The 17507-nt window shown below is 46.9% G+C and carries 18 protein-coding genes and 1 pseudogene; 9 read left to right on the top strand and 10 right to left on the bottom strand.

Translation table 11 applies throughout. The features are described from left to right. Positions 1-194: 194 nt before the first annotated feature. From NR195_RS00630 to NR195_RS00615, 4 genes are all read right to left on the bottom strand, one after another. Positions 195-578: a lysozyme inhibitor LprI family protein gene (locus NR195_RS00630; RefSeq protein ID WP_256843871.1), complete on the bottom strand. Its 384-nt coding sequence runs from the start codon at positions 576-578 to the stop codon at positions 195-197. 101 nt (positions 579-679) lie between these two features. Next, positions 680-1867: a major royal jelly family protein gene (locus tag NR195_RS00625; RefSeq protein WP_256843870.1), complete on the bottom strand. Its 1188-nt coding sequence runs from the start codon at positions 1865-1867 to the stop codon at positions 680-682. A gap of 74 nt (positions 1868-1941) precedes the next feature. Beyond that, entirely contained in the window at positions 1942-2253 is a 312-nt protein-coding gene (locus NR195_RS00620) for a putative quinol monooxygenase (protein WP_061703181.1), read from the bottom strand. 122 nt (positions 2254-2375) lie between these two features. After that, positions 2376-3377 (bottom strand): zinc-binding alcohol dehydrogenase family protein, encoded by a 1002-nt coding sequence (locus NR195_RS00615; RefSeq protein ID WP_124890611.1) that lies wholly within the window; start codon positions 3375-3377, stop codon positions 2376-2378. A gap of 171 nt (positions 3378-3548) precedes the next feature. On the opposite strand from NR195_RS00615, the gene NR195_RS00610 reads away from it, so the two are divergent. Then, positions 3549-4466, top strand: a complete 918-nt coding sequence (locus NR195_RS00610) for a LysR family transcriptional regulator (protein WP_256843869.1) — start codon at positions 3549-3551, stop codon at positions 4464-4466. Between the two features lie 201 nt (positions 4467-4667). Here NR195_RS00610 and NR195_RS00605 read toward each other — a convergent pair whose 3' ends face one another. Next, the gene (locus tag NR195_RS00605; protein WP_163763429.1) at positions 4668-5840 is read right to left on the bottom strand and encodes an EAL domain-containing protein; all 1173 of its coding nucleotides are present in this window, start codon (positions 5838-5840) and stop codon (positions 4668-4670) included. An 817-nt stretch (positions 5841-6657) separates the two neighbouring features. Here NR195_RS00605 and NR195_RS22890 point away from each other — a divergent pair. Beyond that, positions 6658-7836, top strand: a complete 1179-nt coding sequence (locus NR195_RS22890; protein ID WP_010247031.1) for a PAS domain-containing protein — start codon at positions 6658-6660, stop codon at positions 7834-7836. Positions 7837-8360: 524 nt separating this feature from the next. Here NR195_RS22890 and NR195_RS00590 read toward each other — a convergent pair. Beyond that, positions 8361-8960 carry a hypothetical protein gene (locus NR195_RS00590; RefSeq protein ID WP_033768909.1) on the bottom strand — a complete coding sequence of 200 codons (600 nt, stop codon included), beginning with the start codon at positions 8958-8960 and terminating at the stop codon, positions 8361-8363. A gap of 304 nt (positions 8961-9264) precedes the next feature. On the opposite strand from NR195_RS00590, the gene NR195_RS00585 reads away from it, so the two are divergent. The 4 genes from NR195_RS00585 (at position 9265) to fetB (ending at position 13273) form a co-directional block, all read left to right on the top strand. Beyond that, positions 9265-10623 carry an esterase-like activity of phytase family protein gene (locus NR195_RS00585; protein WP_256843868.1) on the top strand — a complete coding sequence of 453 codons (1359 nt, stop codon included), beginning with the start codon at positions 9265-9267 and terminating at the stop codon, positions 10621-10623. Positions 10624-11053: 430 nt separating this feature from the next. Further along, positions 11054-11542: a hypothetical protein gene (locus tag NR195_RS00580; RefSeq protein WP_010670403.1), complete on the top strand. Its 489-nt coding sequence runs from the start codon at positions 11054-11056 to the stop codon at positions 11540-11542. Positions 11543-11838: 296 nt separating this feature from the next. After that, on the top strand, positions 11839-12507 hold the full coding sequence (gene fetA / locus NR195_RS00575) for an iron ABC transporter ATP-binding protein FetA (RefSeq protein WP_256843867.1): 669 nt from the start codon (positions 11839-11841) through the stop codon (positions 12505-12507). Next, positions 12494-13273: an iron export ABC transporter permease subunit FetB gene (gene fetB, locus NR195_RS00570; RefSeq protein ID WP_061902155.1), complete on the top strand. Its 780-nt coding sequence runs from the start codon at positions 12494-12496 to the stop codon at positions 13271-13273. The genes fetA and fetB overlap by 14 nt, the downstream gene beginning before the upstream one ends. Before the next feature lie 205 nt (positions 13274-13478). Here fetB and NR195_RS00565 read toward each other — a convergent pair whose 3' ends face one another. Next, the gene (locus NR195_RS00565) at positions 13479-13880 is read right to left on the bottom strand and encodes a VOC family protein (RefSeq protein ID WP_256843866.1); all 402 of its coding nucleotides are present in this window, start codon (positions 13878-13880) and stop codon (positions 13479-13481) included. Positions 13881-14081: 201 nt separating this feature from the next. Between NR195_RS00565 and NR195_RS00560 the strand changes: the two are divergent. Further along, a pseudogene (locus tag NR195_RS00560) lies at positions 14082-14534 on the top strand (ABC transporter permease subunit); the annotation flags it as partial. 153 nt (positions 14535-14687) lie between these two features. On the opposite strand, the gene NR195_RS00555 reads toward NR195_RS00560, so the two are convergent. Further along, the gene (locus tag NR195_RS00555) at positions 14688-14987 is read right to left on the bottom strand and encodes a hypothetical protein (protein WP_256843865.1); all 300 of its coding nucleotides are present in this window, start codon (positions 14985-14987) and stop codon (positions 14688-14690) included. Between the two features lie 34 nt (positions 14988-15021). Continuing rightward, positions 15022-15201, bottom strand: a complete 180-nt coding sequence (locus NR195_RS00550) for a hypothetical protein (RefSeq protein ID WP_256843864.1) — start codon at positions 15199-15201, stop codon at positions 15022-15024. Positions 15202-15522: 321 nt separating this feature from the next. Between NR195_RS00550 and NR195_RS00545 the strand changes: the two genes are divergently transcribed. Together NR195_RS00545 and NR195_RS00540 are read left to right on the top strand one after the other, a co-directional pair. Further along, positions 15523-15834: an antibiotic biosynthesis monooxygenase gene (locus NR195_RS00545; protein ID WP_256843863.1), complete on the top strand. Its 312-nt coding sequence runs from the start codon at positions 15523-15525 to the stop codon at positions 15832-15834. Positions 15835-16005: 171 nt separating this feature from the next. Continuing rightward, the gene (locus NR195_RS00540; protein WP_256843862.1) at positions 16006-16644 is read left to right on the top strand and encodes a TetR/AcrR family transcriptional regulator; all 639 of its coding nucleotides are present in this window, start codon (positions 16006-16008) and stop codon (positions 16642-16644) included. Between the two features lie 354 nt (positions 16645-16998). On the opposite strand, the gene NR195_RS00535 is transcribed toward NR195_RS00540, so the two are convergent. Continuing rightward, complete coding sequence (locus tag NR195_RS00535) at positions 16999-17220, bottom strand: hypothetical protein (RefSeq protein ID WP_010247042.1); 222 nt, start codon at positions 17218-17220, stop codon at positions 16999-17001. Between the last annotated feature and the right edge of the window lie 287 nt (positions 17221-17507).

The raw sequence follows: 17507 nt of genomic DNA, 5'->3' as shown, positions 1-17507 counted from the left end.
CTTCTGAGGCTCGCGCGCGGTTTTCTGGTTATGCAATGTTCTGATTTTTGCATCTGGGACGAAGCAGACACGCTAAAGGTTTAATATGTCCGCCAGAGCGAAAGCGGACATAACTTTCAAGACAGGAACTCATAATTGCACTAACCCTGTCCGGGTCGAATTCGAATATCACTCAATGAACAGTGCGAATTTTTTCATAACGGACAGCTCACATCACCTTCAGGACAGTTAAGCATGTCTTTCAGTTCTTTGGTACGTTGTTCGGTTTTTGCCTTGAGGCATAGCCCGAAATTCATTGAGCTAATGGAACCGTCACGCGATGCAAAAGTCTGAGACTGACAATCAGCATCACGATATTCGATCCATTTTCTCTGGGCTTTCCGAAAAAGTGCTGTCTGTTCTCCAGCGGTGGATTTCAGTACCTGCTGGTAGGTTGAATTCAATTCCTTATCAGCTTTCTTGTAATCTGCACTTGCGCACTGGTTCATTTCAAGCTGGGTATTTGCATTGTCACAGTCTGCTGCCCAGACCTGAGATACTGGCCAGAGGAGCAGTGAAGCAAGAATCAGTTTTTTCATAAATATTCCATTAATATGATTAATTAACGTTTAATTTGACAAGCCAGATACAGGTCCATGGCAATGGAAGTTGCTGGTTTTCTGGATATTTTATTTCGATTTTATCTGGTAATGATCGGCTTTTCATCTATTTTTACACGCATAAGTGCATAGGGTTTCTGGCGCATATCTTTATTCATATGAAACACCGGCTGGCGATGCAGCTGATTTACAATAAAATACAGATAGCCATCATGGCCGACAGAAAGTGTGTCCGGCCATAAAATATCAGGCCCATGAACAATAGTTGACCATACTCCATTTTTATCCATTTTTCTGACTGAGTTTCGCTCATAATCACCAGCGTAGATATTTCCTGCGGCATCGGATTCAAGACCATCGGAGGCACCTTTTTCGCCCAAATCCCTGACAGAAGCAGACAGCTCCTTCTCACTGATATCCGGATCCCTAAGTTTCGCTGTGTCCACCGAATACAGGTGACGCCCTGCCAGAGGGCTGTAATAAAGTGTTTTACCGTCTGAAGACAATGCAATACCGTCAGATGCAACGCTAAAAGGAGTGGTTGAACCGTCAGGATGACGTTGTAAAAGGGTTTCACCTTCAACAACAGGCACAAAACCTTTCTCAGGAGAAGTGGTTAGATCGCCGGTCAGACGACGTACCGCGCTTCCTGAGTAAAGATCAACTACTATGATGCCACCCGTTCCGGAAAGCGATGAGTCGGTGATGTAGGCTATACCGGATTTACCAGCGCGATAATCAATGCGAACGTCGTTAACATAGGTTGCTGGTAACACAACGTTTTCAGATAAAACGATGGTTTTAACGACTTTGTTTGTGTTCAGGTCAATTGCAACAAGTTTAGCTCCGCCAGCAATAGGTTTTGAGAACCCTGGCGATGCTGTGTCTAACACCCAGAGTTTTCCTCTGCCATCAGCAACAACGCTTTGAACGCTCAGAAAGCTTTTACCAGGGTTATTTATATCCGCGATATTGATAACCGAATTCGGATAAGGAACAACGGCCCCTCTGTTAATCTCTGCGACAGTAAAAGGGACATCATCTCCCCATCGCGGAAAACTTACAAAAATACGGCCGGTTTCGGTCACCGTCACGCCTGTAGGCATAGCATGCCAAAACGTTGCGACTACTTCTGCTTTGCCTGTAGATTTATCTCTCGTAAGCTGAATGTTTTTTTTTGCCAGATCCGACTGTCCGGCCGAAGTGGCCGCGCAGAAGCAGCTGAGTAAAATAACGCTAGTGAGTACTATTTTTTTATTCAGTAGCAAACCATAACTCCCGTAACATATATTCTGTAGATTTAAATAATGGATTGAATGCCCCTCATAGAGGGGCTTTTTTATCAAGAAACAGGATCGTAATAGGCTACACTTGCTTCATCAAGATACTCCAGAATTGCAGCAGGCAGTCGTTCAGTTGGCTTAGCTGCTCCAAAAATCTTGTACAGAGTTTCGAAGTGAGCATGTAAGTCTTCCACGCTTTTCCACTGTTCATTCAGGAAGAACAATCTGGGGTCGTGAACGTTTTTATGCCACTGATAGACAACGGGTTTATCCTGCTGAAGCGTCGCATCCTGGCTGACTTTCGCTACTTTTTCATAAAACTCAGTAACTTTATTCTCTTTAATTTTTCCACTAAAGACCAGATATAACATTTTTTACCTTTATGGTTTGCATGGTACGGTTAACTAAATTTTTCTGCCCGGCAGAAAATCTCAGTCAGTTTTTTTAACCTTAAATAGTTAAGGTTAAATTCTTTTTTTAATCTTTAATTCAGTTAGAATCCTTCCAGTACAATTTTCCCTTTTGCTGTTCCAGCCTCAATAACTGCATGAGCCCTGCGTAAATTTTCAGCGTTGATAGTTCCATAATGTTCGCCCAGCGTTGAGCTGATAATGCCTTTATCCAGAAGATTACTTACATCCGACAATATTTCATTCTGACGCTGCATATCGGCTGTATTGAACATGGAGCGGGTAAACATCAGCTCCCAGTGGAGGGAGATTGATTTGTTTTTAAGTGGCATGGCATCAAGCATATCAGGATCATCAATGACAGCGAGTCTGCCCTGAGGAGCCATTACGTCGATTATCTGTTCATAATGCGTATCGGTGTGCGTCAGGCTGGCTACATAACGCACGTCCGAAATACCCAAAGCTTTCAGCTGCGGACCAAACGGTTTGGTATGGTCGATAATATGATGGGCGCCAAGTGACTTAATCCATTCAGCTGTTTCGCTGCGAGAGCTGGTGCCTACTACCGTAAGCTGGGTCAGACTACTGGCAAGCTGAGTAAGGATTGAGCCGACGCCGCCCCCGGCTCCGATAATAAGCAATACGTCGTTTATGCCTGTTTTTACTTCAAGGCGATCAAACAGCAATTCCCAGGCTGTGAGTGAGGTCAGGGGTAACGCTGCCGCAGCGGCCATTGAAAGAGAGGCAGCTTTAGGGCCAGCAATCTTTTCATCAACCAGCCCATACTCAGCATATGATCCGGCTCGCAGGATGGAACCCGCATAGTAAACTTCGTCACCCGGTTTGAACATGGTCACATCTTCACCAACAGCCTCCACGATACCAGCAGCATCCCAGCCAAGGACCCGCGGTTCTGTCACGGAGACATTACGGCGAACTTTCGTATCTACAGGGTTTACAGCGATTGCCTGAATTCTGACAAGAAGATCAGACCTGCCCGGCTCGGGTTTTGGAAGAATGGTTTCGTAAAGTGAGTCAGTGTTACTGATAGGTAATTGATTATCTTTATATACAATTGCTTTCATATCGCCTTTCCGGGTATTTAGTTGTATTGATTGCTTATCTGACAGGCAAATCTTAAATGAACCTTTCCTACACAAAAAGAGACTTAATAGAGTAAGATTTACACTCCAGGAGTGTAAATCCGCTCGTGGTTTTTCGTTATACGTGGTTAAAGGTTGAAGAAGGTATGCGCAATGTTAAGGATTGAGGATGTCAGAATGTTTGTGCGAGCCACGCAACTGGAAAGCTTCTCCAGTGTAGCCAGAGAGGCCGGTTTACTGCCTGCACAGGTCAGTGCGGCTATATCGAGACTGGAAAAAGAGCTCGGCGTCAGCCTTTTTGTGCGCACTACCCGAACGATAAGATTAACAAAGGAAGGAAACACGTATCTTCCCTATGCCAATGAAATGCTTGAGGTGATTAAGGCGGGTAGAGAAAGCCTTGATAGTCATTCAGGTGTTCTGAAGGGGCTAATAAAGATTTCGATGCCGTCCGATATCGGCAGAAGTACACTTCTACCGATAATTTCATCGTTTTGTAAAAAGCATACCGGTATTTCTGTACAGCTTATATTCACCGACGCTGTGAGTGATATACACCGGGACCCTGTAGATGTTGCTGTGCGCTACGGTATTCTTCCGGACAAGAGTTATGTCGCCTTGCCACTGGCTGATTACAACAGACGTATCCTGGTCGCATCCCCCGATTATCTTGAACGTCATGGAGAACCGCATTCGCTCGAGGAGGTCCCCAGCAGGGACTGCATTCTGTTTACCCTGAATGGTCATCCTTATGGGACATGGTCTTTTTATGATAAGGATAAAAAACATTCCATATCAGTAAAAAGCCGTTTTGTCTGTAATGACTCCGAAACCACACGCAGGCTTGCTCTTGAGGGAGTGGGGATTGGGTACAAGTCCTGGCTGGACGTTCATGCAGACATTGACCGAAAAGCCCTCGTTCCGGTTCTTCCGCATTTTAAAGGAGAAAGTAATCCTCTGAGCTTTATCTGCCCCCACCGTAGTCAGCTAAATCCGGCCACCAGGTCATTATATTCAGAATTCAAATCTCACTTCGACAAACTCGCGCGCCACTTTACTCTAACTGACTAAATTTTGTATTTGCCTTAAAATAACAGCAGTTTTATCTGTCTGGCTTTACCCGATACATAATTGAAAATCTGTATGCGTAATGTCCGCTTCTGGCACCAGGCGGACTTATCCCCATCTTCAGCTAACAACCTGAAACTGAAGCCTGCACCGTTAAGGTTATTTTAGCGACAGGGAAGTATCATCTGATGTCGTAAACTGGCACTAAGGCTGAACAAGGTTGTTCTGACGGTCAATGTTAAAGCCAAACACACAAAACCCCAGTAAATCTTTTGCCTCATCCTCCACCCGCGTAATCATAACCAAATCGGTGCTACCGCCGGGCAGCTTTACCTCAAACGGAGGGTAAGGAAGACCTTTTGTCCTGAAATCCTGCAACCAAAGCAGCTTCTCAGCTTGAGACGGTATCACTTCAAAAATATGGCGATGGGTAATGTCCTGCATTGGCCAGCCAACCCGCGCTGCAAAGGTATCACTTGCGTCAACAATCATCAGTTCAGGGCTAAGAAAACAGATAGAGGTGTCAGGCGCAGCATACATCGATGAAATCTGATGCGCGCGCTGCTCAAGAGACATTCGTGCCACACGACTATGAAATTTGCGGCCAGAGCCAGCGGTGAGAAAATTATGTGTTTCTTCAGCCGGGATCGGCCTGCTGAATAAGTAGCCTTGTGCATAAGCGCAGCCGATACCCCGCAACATCTCAGCTTGTTCCTCTGTTTCAACACCCTCAGCAATGACGTCCATATCCAGGCTGCGGCCCAAACCGACTACGCTGGAGATAATTTTCCGGCTATCCTTTTTCTGAAGCATTGAACGAATAAAACTGCCATCAATCTTAATCGTGCTGGCGGGAAGCTGGATAAGCCAGGCAAGGCTTGAACAGCCGGTGCCAAAGTCATCCATAGCAATCATACAACCCATTTCAGACAATGCTTCGAGTTCTGCATGAGCCGTCTCTATATCATCGATCAATGCTGTCTCGGTGATTTCAATCCTGAGCCGTGAAAGGCTGAACTGATAACGTTCAGCCAGTTTTCTTAAAATTTCGGGAAGGTGCTTACCGTTCAGTTGTGAAGGAGAAACGTTTAAAGACAGAAACTGGTGTTCTGGCCAGGTGCTCGCTGTCATGAATCCCTGAGCGGCCAGACTTGTCATCAGCTCATTGAGTAACCCATGATGTTCCATAGCCGGAATGAACTCAGCCGGAGATACGATAAGCCCTTCGGGCAAAATACGCCGTGCCAGCAATTCAAAACCTACTACGCGCTGATCCTCAAGTGAGACTATCGGCTGAAAAAAAGGTTTAAACTCGCCCGATTTAATTAGCTGCTGATAAGTTGCACGAGCATCAGCATCTTTCAATTTTTCATTCATTTAAATATCCTGAAACGTATTTCTGTAAGGCATTGATGACCTGAGCGAGAACGGAATAGAAAACCTTTTTTAAAACCCTGTTTTGTTTGCGGCGGGAAATTAATCTTTTGCAAACGTCGTTTTTCCGGAGGCCTTAAATTGTCTATGGTTATTAAGTGCGATACACATAGCTATAATGTCAGTGAGCGGGCAAGTTTCATGAACATAAAATGCCATATTTATTTAACTCACGGGTCTGCATGAGGCTGATGGTATCTGGTATGGTAAGCCAGAAACAAAGTGAAACCAATCTCATAAAAATATCGCTTAAGTTAAATATTAAACCCTCTTAATACATCCAATATGATCAGCAGCCAGTTTCTCTTATGAATTTCTGAAGTATACCTATGGATATCAATAAGTAATGTGCGGGTTTTCGCCTGCCAGCAGAAGTGACATGCCACAGCTAAACCACTCATTTAATATCCGCGATAGCCAGCTAGTATCAATCCACAACCGCGTATCAAAACTAAGAGTAACATTTCAACGTAAATTTCGTTGGGAGTCAGAGCATCGGGATTATAAGGCCTGAAATTTTCCAGATATCATAGACCAAAGATAATTTCGCGCCACATGATTTCAAAAAAATAAATTTAGCCCGCTGGCGGTGAGGCTCATCCATCACCTCAGATCCGGTAGTTGTCGCTGGCGAGCTATCTATAGCATCTTGTTACAGTATTAATTCAAACCAGCGACCTTTAACTGAATATCCAGAAAGTTCTGCCGATAACCCTTTCAGGCATATTTTTATGCCTGTATATGCTCACCAGGAGAAATAATGCTGAATTTATTCCGGAAACAGTCCGCCAAAGAGCCGACAACGATGGATATCGCTGAGAAATTTATCGATGAAACGATGGATGTGGATCATAGTGATGCCACGCTGCTGAAATGTATTATGAACCTCAGCCAGAAAGGCTATTGGTATGTTGAGACGACCGATCTTAAAAGTGACGCGCCTGCATTTGTTTCACCTGAAGCACGCCAGCTTATGGGATTGCCTCTGCAGAAGGAGGTCGGGCTCTCTTCGCTGATCCAGATGATCCATGCGGATTTCCGGGAAGCGTTCAAAGGTTTGATAAGTCATACACTCAAACATAGCGGTGATGAAAAGCTGTTACGCTGCCTGATAAAAACTGGCGCAAACACCTTTCAGTGGTTTTGCATCCGTGCATCATACAGTCGTGAATTTACGCCGCCGCGTCTGGTTGCCGTTATAGAGAATACAGAAGAAGAAACGTCACAGTCCCGCAAGTTTGATATTGTCTCCACCCGTTTTGACCTGTCGCGCGAAATGCTTAATGACGGCCTCTGGGATCTGGATATTATTGGCGGAAATCCCCTGAATCCCGACAACGTATTCTGGTGGTCACCGCAGTTCAGGAAGCTGCTGGGTTTTGAAACCATTGAAGAGTTCCCTGATGTGATGGACAGCTGGGCATCACGCCTTCACCCGGATGACAAACAGAATGCGCTCGATGCTTTCGTCAGCCACCTGATGGACTTCAGTGGTAAAACCGGTTTTGATATTGAATATCGTCTTAAACTGCGGAGTGGTGAATACCGGTGGTTTCAGGCCCGCGGGCAGACTAAACGTGCACCTGATGGTACCCCTTTGCGTGCCGTCGGTGCGCTTATTGATATTCAGGGCCGTAAAGACCGTGGCAGACATGAGGAAAGCGAAGTCAGGCGAAACATTCAGACCGCCGAAACCGCAAAAGAAATTGCCGAACTCGTCTCTGAAAACGGGATTATTGCTGCGCAGATCAAACTCATTTCACTGAACGCCAGTATCGAAGCCGCGAGAGCAGGTGTACATGGCCGTGGGTTTTCTGTCATCGCCAGTGCTATCCGGGGATTAGCAGAAAGAACGGCAGATATCACCGGGCACATTTCTCGTCTTCAGATGCGAATAAGTAATTCTGCTAGCGGCATAGAAAAATCGCCTGAACAATAAACATCACACATTGATGAACGCTTATCTCAGGTAAATACAGGGATGTTCTGGTGATGAGATACGACAGCCTGTCTCTGAGTTACTCTAACCAGAACATCAGTTCAGTTCGCAGTTTCACTCTATGAAAATTCTCCCGGAGTGGGTTCACATTTCACTATGCAAACTGGCTCTGGGAGTTACTCACCACCTCAGAGCAGAGAGTATGGCCTTGTCATCTTTTATCAGCCTGGGCTTTAAGAAATCATGTGTCTGATAGAGGTTTGTTATGGGCGGAAGGGAGACGTTGAGTCAGATTAAAGTCATTAGAAAATGCCAGCCTGCTGGTGGCTGAGGCTCTGTGTGTATAAAAATTTTCAATAAGGACTGAAAGCTTATCTGAGCTGGCTTTGTGCAGATCTGTCCCGCATCACGTTTGATAATCATCTCGCCTGAATATCACCTGCTGCTCTTCAGCCTTTGTCATAAAACCATGATCAGCGTCTGGCACTTAGCCGCCAGAAGATCATCTGGCGGCATCAGTCACTTTAGAAACCAGGTGTGCGGGTTTGTTTACTGTCCATCAGTTTAATACGGGCATTTGTCCACGATGGGTCATTCATCTCCAGGGATGTGCCTGATAATTTCAGTACCGGCTGCTCAGGATCCGGGCCGCATGCCATGGTTGCCATTTTTCCGGGCGCTTTACACCAAACCATTGGTGTATAAGGTGCATTTGACTGGACACCATATTTTTCAACGGCGGCTTTGGCCATGGCATTTTTATTCTCAGTGGAGTATGGGAGCTCGTAAGAAATCTGAGACACAGCCAGCGCATGTTTCGGATCTGCAGGAACACGGCCTTCAAAATGTACAAGCAGTTTGACGCCGTTCTTTTCGTAAGCAATATACTGTGGCTGCTTATCTCCTGTTACCACATTTAGAGCCGGGTATTTATCAACGTCTAACGATGATGCTGGCACATGAAAGTGCTCAGTCATGGCTTTTACGGCCTCATCATAATCCATACCGGTTTTTACCCCGGCAACATCAAAGGTGATTACATCGGCAGCCCGCAGGTTAGCAGCATGGGCCTGCGATATAGCCATCATTGACATTAAAAACAGAGAAGCACGGCGCATAAACATATCAAATCCTTTTTTTGAAAAGTGAGTAGCCCGCAAGCTTTCTCAACTGTGGTTCACATCCGGAAGTGCATAACGATAGCAATATGGTGATGAATAACAATCATTTTTCTGCCAATGTCAGCTCCTGGCACTGAGCAGGCAGCGTTGCGCACAAGGCAACGTTCACTCTACGTTCACCACCTCACCAGCCGGCGCCTTAACGGTGGCAAAATCAACCTGTTAGCTGTCCGTTTTTACCGCAAATATCATTTTCCTGTCATTTATGTTCTTTACGCTGTCAGCTTTCTCTCATGGATTTAATATTATGAAAATAAAAACGATTTCTTTGGTTATCAGTTGTGCGCTCTCGTTTTCTGGTCTTGCGGCGCAACCTCAGGCTGAGCACTATATCGTCAGTTTTCCGGAAGGTACGCGCGTGAGCTACAGCGGCGCGTTCGCCAGCGCGTTTCCGGATGGTTTGCCGGTGGGAATCGGCTCCGGTTTGCTCTTTACCGGTAAGCAGGGGGATGCGCTCACCTTCGCGACCGTCACCGATCGTGGGCCAAATGCCGACTCACCCGATGTGGGCAAACATGAGTCAAAAATTTTCGTCACGCCAGACTTCGCTCCGCTGCTGATGAATATTCAGGTGCAGAACGGCAAAGCAGAAGCCACGGATGCCAGACCACTACATGACGACAAGGGCAATATTAACGGATTGCCGCTACAGGATGGTGTCATCGGCTCAACCAATGAAGTCGCGTTAAGCGACACACTGAAGGTGCTGAAGGGCGATAACCGTGGTCTGGATACGGAAGGCATTACGCCGGACGGGAAGGGCGGGTACTGGTTGTGCGACGAATATGGCCCGTTTCTGATTAACGTTGATCAACGCGGCAAGATTCTGGCGATTCACGGGCCGCAGGCTATTGAAGGGGAAAAATCCATTGCGGGCGGACTGCCTAATATTCTTAAGTGGCGTCAGCCTAATCGTGGTTTTGAAGGGCTTACCCGTATGCCGGACGGGCGCATCATCGCCGCGGTGCAGAGTACGCTGGATATCAACGGTAAAAGTAAAAAGCAGGCGCGCTTTACCCGCCTGGTGAGCTTCGATCCGGCGACCGGGAAAACCGCGATGTATGGATACCCTATCGACAGCGAGGCTTATAGTAAAAACAGCGACGCCAAAATTGGCGATATCGTGGCGCTCGATAATCAGCATATCCTCTTAATTGAACAAGGCAGCGATAAAAATGACGCGATGCGCAACCTTATCTATAAGGTGGACCTCAGTGCGGCTACCGATCTTGCCGCATTCGATAAGCCTGGTGAGTATCCGGAGTCGGACGACGAGAAAGCGCTGGCGCAGCGAGGCATTAAGCTCGCAGCTAAAACGCTGGTGGTCGATTTACGTCAACTCGGCTGGCAGCAGGAGAAGGCCGAAGGACTGGCGCTTATCGACAGTAAAACCCTGGCGGTCGCCAATGACAATGACTTCGGCGTGAAAACGGTCATGCAAAATCCGGTGGAAGGTAAGAAGCGCAAGGATTATCGGCTGAACGAAAAGGGGGAACTTACTGTAGAGGGTGAGCCGGTTGCAACGACGATCGGCGTGAAGCCGCTGAAGAAACCGGAGTCGGACAGCGAGTTGTGGATCGTAACGCTGCCGGAACCGCTGAAATAAACGTTCCCCTTGCCCTGGGCTGTCTGCGCTTAGTGCCTGATTTTCTGTAAAAGAGCAGGATTCAGCCCGGATTTGCCAGCGAAAGATCGGTCTGCGCCGTTTTGTTATAGCGGCCGGCAGCAGACCGATATTCGTTTAAGCAGTTAAACAGCTTTCCACCGCGTTGCGGCATTAAGCGTCACTGGCGAACTTTAAACGTCAGCCTGGCGTTTATTTTTTATTTTCAATGCGATAACCGCTTCCTTCTGCATCCGAGCGCTTTCGATACCTGGCAACCCGGTCAACTACGGCTCAAGTCGCCAGGTTACAGGGCGTGATTATAACATTGTGTAATAATGTGTTATCTGCCTCTTCAACAGATACTCACCACCGTGTAAGTTCTGGGGTCTTATACGCTTGTTGTCCCCATAATCCGCTGAGGAGAAAGAGAGTGAAAGCAACCGCAATGGCCGCTACAAGTCTGTTAATGCTGATGAGCAGTGTTCACGCTGAAGGTCTGACGACGTCGGCAGATGGTAAAAACCTCACCGTCAGCTTCGGCCAGCCCACCATCAAACAGGTGCTGCACTACCGAAAAATGTATGACAAAAAGCCGTTTCCGGATGCTGAGATTTATTATTACGACAACGGTACCTATAAAATCATTTCTCAGGGCGAAAACCACTACGGTGTTTACGTCATGCAGGGCAAGTTTGATGATGAAACTTTCACGGTGCGTTTTATCTCTCTGCCTTCTGCTGACTGGGGCAATAAAACGGCTTTTCATCAGTTAACTTTTATCAGGGGTGACGAGCAGAATGTCTTTATTCAGAATGCCATTGTGGATACCGGTGAAGCCATTGCGCAGCAGAACGGCACCTATACCCAGGAAAAAAACACCGTTACCAACCCGGTCTCTACCAGCTGGAAAAACAAATAATTGTCGGGTGGCAGCGTGTCTGCCACTCTGATTCAAACCCGGTTCCTGTCACTTCCTCGCGCAGGATCATATTGAATTTTGGCTGGCGGACACCTTTACACACTGACTTTTTACTCAGAAGATGCATAGCCGCAATTAAATGCCTTATATTTCCTAGTCTGATGTAAATTTGCCGCGCCCACGACAGCAGTGCGATCGCGCTGCAACATGCAGTACCGGTAATCTGACTGTGAAGGGTAACTCCTGCTTTTTTTGATACTGACAACACTCAATTTGTCAGGTCCTGAGGCGTAAATATGGACAGAGTTTCGCTCCTGCTGGATGTGCAGGACGTCGCTTTTTCAGTCGGGGATCGTCAGCTACTGAAACCGCTCTCCCTGCAGTTATATCAGGGTGATTGCGTCTTGCTGACCGGTCCATCCGGAAGCGGAAAAAGTACCTTCCTCAAAATCCTTGCTTCGCTGATTACCCCCACCTCCGGGCAACTTTTCTTCAGGAACAGTGATATCACCACGCTGAGAGCAGAGGCCTATCGCCAGCAGGTCTCGTACTGTTTTCAGACGCCGCAACTGTTTGGTCAGACGGTATATGACAACCTGGCGCTGCCATGGCAGATTCGACGTCAGAAACCTCAGCGGGACAAACTTGTTGCTGCGCTGGAAAGCGTAAATCTCTCTCCGGATATGCTGAATAAACCTGTTGAACAACTATCAGGCGGAGAAAAGCAGCGTGTTGGACTACTGCGCAATCTGCAGTTTATGCCTGAGGTACTGTTGCTGGATGAAGTCACCAGCGCACTTGATGAAGAGAACAGACTATCAGTACTTTCACTGATTAACCGGATCTCAGCTGAAGAAAAGGTAGCCGTGGTGCGGATTAGCCATGACGTTAACGATATCCAGCAGGCTGAGCAGGTGCTTCGGCTTGAGCCGCCAGAAAAGGAGAATAAGCGTGAATCAGCATAATATCAGTGACACCTCTCTATTGCTGTCACTGACGCTGGTGGCCATAGCGCTGCTTATCAGCCAGAAAGAAAAGCTCGGCATGAGCAAAGATATTCTCTGGAGTGTATCCCGGGCGATAATTCAGCTGGTCATTGTCGGCTTTGTATTAAAGTCGATCTTCGATGTTAATAACAGCTGGCTCACGGTATTGATGGTGCTGTTTATCTGCGTTAATGCCGCGATCAACGCCCGTAAACGCGGACGAAATATTGATAACGCCTTTACGATATCGTTTATCGCTATTTTTAGTGGCACCGTTATCACGCTAACGATTCTGGTGCTGAGCGGGGCGATAGCGTTTGTTCCGATGCAGGTCATCCCCATCACGGGCATGATCGCCGGTAATGCCATGGTCGCAGTAGGGCTCTGTTACAGCAACCTGAACCAGCGCTTCAGCGACAACCAGCAGAAAATTATGGAGATGCTGAGCCTTGGCGCATCGGTGAAGCTGGCATCGGGCCGCATCATTGCCGACAGCATTCGTACAGCTATGATGCCGACGGTGGACGCTGCCAAAACCGTCGGACTGGTCAGCCTGCCAGGGATGATGTCCGGACTGATTTTCGCCGGAATAGATCCGCTCAAGGCGATTAAGTATCAGATTATGGTTACGTTTATGCTGATAGGAACTGCCAGTCTGTCAACGATCATTGCTGTCTATTTATCCTATCGTCGTTTTTATAATGCCAGGGCGCAGCTAAAAATATCGGATAGATCGCTGGATTAGTGATACTGATTGGCGGATCTGAAGGTTATAGCTTGTGAGGAAAGTAAGTCTGCTATCACACGCGCTCGGTTGCTTGCGAGCGCTTAACTGACAGCTGAGTGCTCAGGGGATGCTGCAAAAAACTCCCCGCTGATCTGAAATATCCCTGCAGGGTTCGTGCTTTGATTGTTCATCTGAATGCCTGATACACAACTGGCTTTGGTGTTTAATTCTGCCTGTTCTGATAAAGGTCCCAGCGGTTGCCGTACAGATCTTCAAAAACCACCACGGTTCCGTACTCCTCTTCATGAGGCTCCTGGGAGAATGTAACGCCTTTCGATTTCATGGCTTTGTAGTCTCGCCAGAAGTCATCCGTCTGCAGAAAAAGGAATACTCTTCCGCCGCACTGATTGCCAATAAAACCTTCCTGTCTGTCATCTGAAGCGCGAGCCAGAAGAAGATTGCAGTCGCTTTCAGGGTCAGGTGTAACTACAACCCAGCGTTTACCTGGCTGCGGAGTATCCTCAACAAGGGTAAAACCCAGCTTTTCGGTGTAATACTCAATTGCCCGATCATAGTCATCAACCACGATGGCCACATATCCCATACATCGCTTCTGCGTTCTCATTTCTGCTCCGTCATGTTTCAGGCCTGGTTGCCTTGAAACATTGTTTTAACACAAACGAGTATCCCTGGTTTAAGTGAATTGATTCAGTCATCACAGTATTCAGCCGTTGCAATAAAGATACATCAGCTGACTTCAGCCTATAATTTTTATAAATTTATGGCGCGGGTATAAAAAAATGTTTGAGGGATTTACTCATACACACTCGATATTCTGCAATCCGTTCCGGTGCTAGGCTAAATCTCTTTTACCGTGACGTTCTTTATTGCGCTGTTTCCTGGACAGGTACTGGGCATAGAGCTGGCGGCGATCTTCGCATTGTTCACCAGCCAGGCATGGAACATGACCTTTAGCTTCTATCAATCGTTACGCACCGTATCTGCGGATTTGGTGGAGGTTTCCCGCAGTTTCCATCTGACAGCATGGCAATGTTTCTGGAAACTGGACGTGCCTTTTGCCGTTCCGGGGCTGATCTGGAACATGATGATGTCAATGTCTGGTGGCTGGTTCTTTTTCGTGGCCTCCGAAGCGATCACCGTGGGCAATAACGCTTATACGCTGCCCGGCGTAGGCGGCTATCTGGCTCAGGCTATCATGCATAAAGATATTCACGCCATAGGCTGGGTATTGCTCACGATGGTGATTGTGATTCTGGCATAATTTTTTCCTACAATGATCAGACTGAAATCTTCAGCCTGGAAGATATCGAGTTCTGAGTTTTAACAAAAGAATGACGGCTGTTGTATAAAGAAATCATGCTGTTTATGTGTGGGCCTGAAGGTACTCAGGCCCCGAGCTGCGTAATGACGTTTACTCTTTGATTTTAGCGTTAACAATGCTCATGCCTGCCGCATTGCTTCGTTTAGTCACGTGAACCGTTCCGCCGGCAAAATAATTGCCCACGGGTTCACAGACCTTTATCCGTCTTTGCAGATCCGGGTCGTTAACCTCAACACCCGAACAGTCGTGACGCCCGCCGCCCGAAAACTCGCTATAAGCGGTATACTTGCTGAGGGTGCCCGGAAGAAGCCAGATAACCGTGGTCAGCAGCATATAGCTAAAAAAGGCCATCAGCAGAACGGACCCTGCGAAAAGTTTGATGTTATTCATTATGCCGTTGACAGCCTCACCTTTACCCCATTTTTTAATAATAAAAAAAAAGAGCCAGTCCCAGCGGCAGGACGGCACACCATAATGCGTCGAGCACAGGTTGAGTCAGAAAGGTATTACGGTCAATTTCATTGCGCCACACAAAAAAAGTAAATAAGCAGCCAAGCACTCCGGTAATTAACAGCGCGAAACGGCGGGTTGAATAGGTATTCATTGGCAGCTCTCTCCCTGAGTCTTAAGTATTTGGCGCTGATAAGCGGCAGTTCCCTGAACCGGTTAGTTCTCATGGTAAACCAAACGTCAGGCGAAATTATCGTATGTTCGAAGGTTATCACGTCGGTCTTTCTTAAGACAAAAAGCATGAGCTTTATGATGGTCAAAATGGGCGATTGTTTGTATGCCCGACGCTCTGTTTATGGTCAACTAGCCGATAAGTAATTTATTAATATTCCATCTTACACTCCCAGAAAACGAATCGTTGTTCCTGCATTGTCATATTATGGTTAAAACTCTTCAACAACATGAGGATAGCAACATGATTGTCAGAACATGGCACGGATGCGTACCGGTCAGGCACGCCGAAGGTTTTGCAACTCACTTGCAGGAGACTGGTGTTGAACATTCAGAAGCGACGCCAGGGAATCTGGGAGCCTATGTACGCAGAGAAACGCAGGGCGAATGGGAGCATTTCTTCCTTGCGACGTATTGGGAAGATTTAGAAGCCATCAAAGCCTTTGCAGGCGACCAGTATCAGATTGCCGTTACCTATCCGGATGATGAACAATATGAGTTGCTATCAGATCCCTACGTTTTTCAGCATCAGGTCCAGACTGTAATCCCATTATAAGTATTTGCCTGCCGCCGCCAGAAGGCGGCCAATGACTCACCTGTGCCTGTCCACTGACTCAGCATTAAATTTTACCAGGCAAAAAGCATGACTTTTAACACAAGGTTTAGATAAAGCCTTTTAATTGTAGATTGATCGATCTACAATAAATCGTCAGCACAGGAGAACCTTATGAAAGCATCAGCAGGCAGACCCAGAGAATTCGATCCAGAGGCGTTCCTCAACACCGCACTCGAATGCTTCTGGCAGAAGGGATATCAGGCAACATCTATGGCTGATCTTATGAAAGCATCGGGTCTGGCAAGTGCCAGCATCTATAAACTTTATCCCGATAAGCGCGCTATCTACCTGGCTGCTTTGCAGCGATACATGGATGAAGGCATTTCAAGGACAGTGAAACGAAATGCAGAATTGTCGCCAGAAGCTGCATTGCGAGAAACGCTCGAATTTGTGGCTCAGTTATCATCTGCTCCTGCCGGAGAGAAAGGGTGTTTTACTATTGCGGCAGCCAGCGAGCTTTTACCCGGAGACGAAGAGGTTAAAGGCAAAGTTTCCTTTAAATTTAACCGTTTAATTAACGAGTTAGAGAATATCTTAAAAAGAGGCCAGGATCAGCGGGTATTTCGCCAGGATGAAGATGCGCGAGTCATGGCTCAAAGCATTTTCATGATGATGGAAGGTATGCGGATATATGGAAAACTCCAGCCAGAGATTGGAGATCTGAGAAAAAGTAATGACTTCATTGTCAGAACGATACTTACAGATACTCATGACGTAACCGGCAATAGTGCGGTTAAGGCATCCGCATGATTGAAGTGGGCACCATTGTTCGGCGAAAAAAAAGAAGAAGAATAATGGTGGTAATTGAATATTCAGATGGCATGGCATTGTGCGGCTGGGTCGAGAAAGGACGTTTTTTCAAAAGACGTTTTCCACTGTCTGAATTAAAAATATGCGTACCTTATTCAAATTTCTGGTCACTCACCTAAATCACTGCACCTTTAAAGACATCGAGTTCAAATAAACATAATTACCATAACCGGCCGCCCTTAATGCGCCATACTTTAGCGATGCAACAGAGTCAGAATAGTTATCACTCAGCGATCACCGGACATCATCATTGCCCGGTAATCGGCTGATTTACATCGATGCTACAACCTCAGCTTATTTTTGAGACTGCTGATTTTGCTCAGCCTCTTTCTGTTTTTTCTTCGCCATATGATGACCGACTGCGCAGCCCGCTGCGGCACCGGCCACACCATGATGAGCAACATGACCTGCGACGCCGCCTACTGCGGCTCCCTTAAGACAGCCCTGGGCATTAGCCTGTAAATTCACCGACAAAAACAGTCCGGTAGCAATAACGATAACTGATAATTTTTTCATCACTTAATATCCTGATAGTTAGTTATAGTTGCAGGTTGAACCCGACAGAGCATAGCCGCACTCTGGGGTGTTTCGCTGGCCGGGATACAGGAATCACGACATTAGTTACCTGTCGTTACGCTTTCCAGAGGGAATGTAAGTATTTAATGCCATACCCGTGAGTCAGATACTTTCCGGCTCGTTAAGCGGCAGCCAGAGATCAGCATTGAGAAGATAAAACGGGGAGAGTGTAAACCGGAGGTTAGTCGATGAAGATAAAACAGCGCCTCCACCGGGAAGCGCTGCTG

Origin of the sequence: Pantoea sp. Ft-CA_14, assembly GCF_024520875.1 — a bacterium.
GTDB lineage: Bacteria > Pseudomonadota > Gammaproteobacteria > Enterobacterales > Enterobacteriaceae > Pantoea > Pantoea agglomerans.
This window is presented reverse-complemented; position numbering and strand designations above follow the sequence as displayed.

Coding starts and splice junctions, on each gene's coding strand:
- NR195_RS00615 (WP_124890611.1), bottom strand. CDS start 3,377: ATGAAAGCAATTGTATATAAAGATAATCAATTACCTATCAGTAACACT.
- NR195_RS00630 (WP_256843871.1), bottom strand. CDS start 578: ATGAAAAAACTGATTCTTGCTTCACTGCTCCTCTGGCCAGTATCTCAG.
- NR195_RS00535 (WP_010247042.1), bottom strand. CDS start 17,220: ATGAAAAAATTATCAGTTATCGTTATTGCTACCGGACTGTTTTTGTCG.
- NR195_RS00605 (WP_163763429.1), bottom strand. CDS start 5,840: ATGAATGAAAAATTGAAAGATGCTGATGCTCGTGCAACTTATCAGCAG.
- NR195_RS00585 (WP_256843868.1), top strand. CDS start 9,265: ATGAAAATAAAAACGATTTCTTTGGTTATCAGTTGTGCGCTCTCGTTT.
- NR195_RS22890 (WP_010247031.1), top strand. CDS start 6,658: ATGCTGAATTTATTCCGGAAACAGTCCGCCAAAGAGCCGACAACGATG.
- NR195_RS00620 (WP_061703181.1), bottom strand. CDS start 2,253: ATGTTATATCTGGTCTTTAGTGGAAAAATTAAAGAGAATAAAGTTACT.
- NR195_RS00565 (WP_256843866.1), bottom strand. CDS start 13,880: ATGAGAACGCAGAAGCGATGTATGGGATATGTGGCCATCGTGGTTGAT.
- NR195_RS00590 (WP_033768909.1), bottom strand. CDS start 8,960: ATGTTTATGCGCCGTGCTTCTCTGTTTTTAATGTCAATGATGGCTATA.
- fetA (WP_256843867.1), top strand. CDS start 11,839: ATGGACAGAGTTTCGCTCCTGCTGGATGTGCAGGACGTCGCTTTTTCA.
- NR195_RS00555 (WP_256843865.1), bottom strand. CDS start 14,987: ATGAATAACATCAAACTTTTCGCAGGGTCCGTTCTGCTGATGGCCTTT.
- NR195_RS00550 (WP_256843864.1), bottom strand. CDS start 15,201: ATGAATACCTATTCAACCCGCCGTTTCGCGCTGTTAATTACCGGAGTG.
- NR195_RS00540 (WP_256843862.1), top strand. CDS start 16,006: ATGAAAGCATCAGCAGGCAGACCCAGAGAATTCGATCCAGAGGCGTTC.
- NR195_RS00545 (WP_256843863.1), top strand. CDS start 15,523: ATGATTGTCAGAACATGGCACGGATGCGTACCGGTCAGGCACGCCGAA.
- NR195_RS00610 (WP_256843869.1), top strand. CDS start 3,549: ATGTTAAGGATTGAGGATGTCAGAATGTTTGTGCGAGCCACGCAACTG.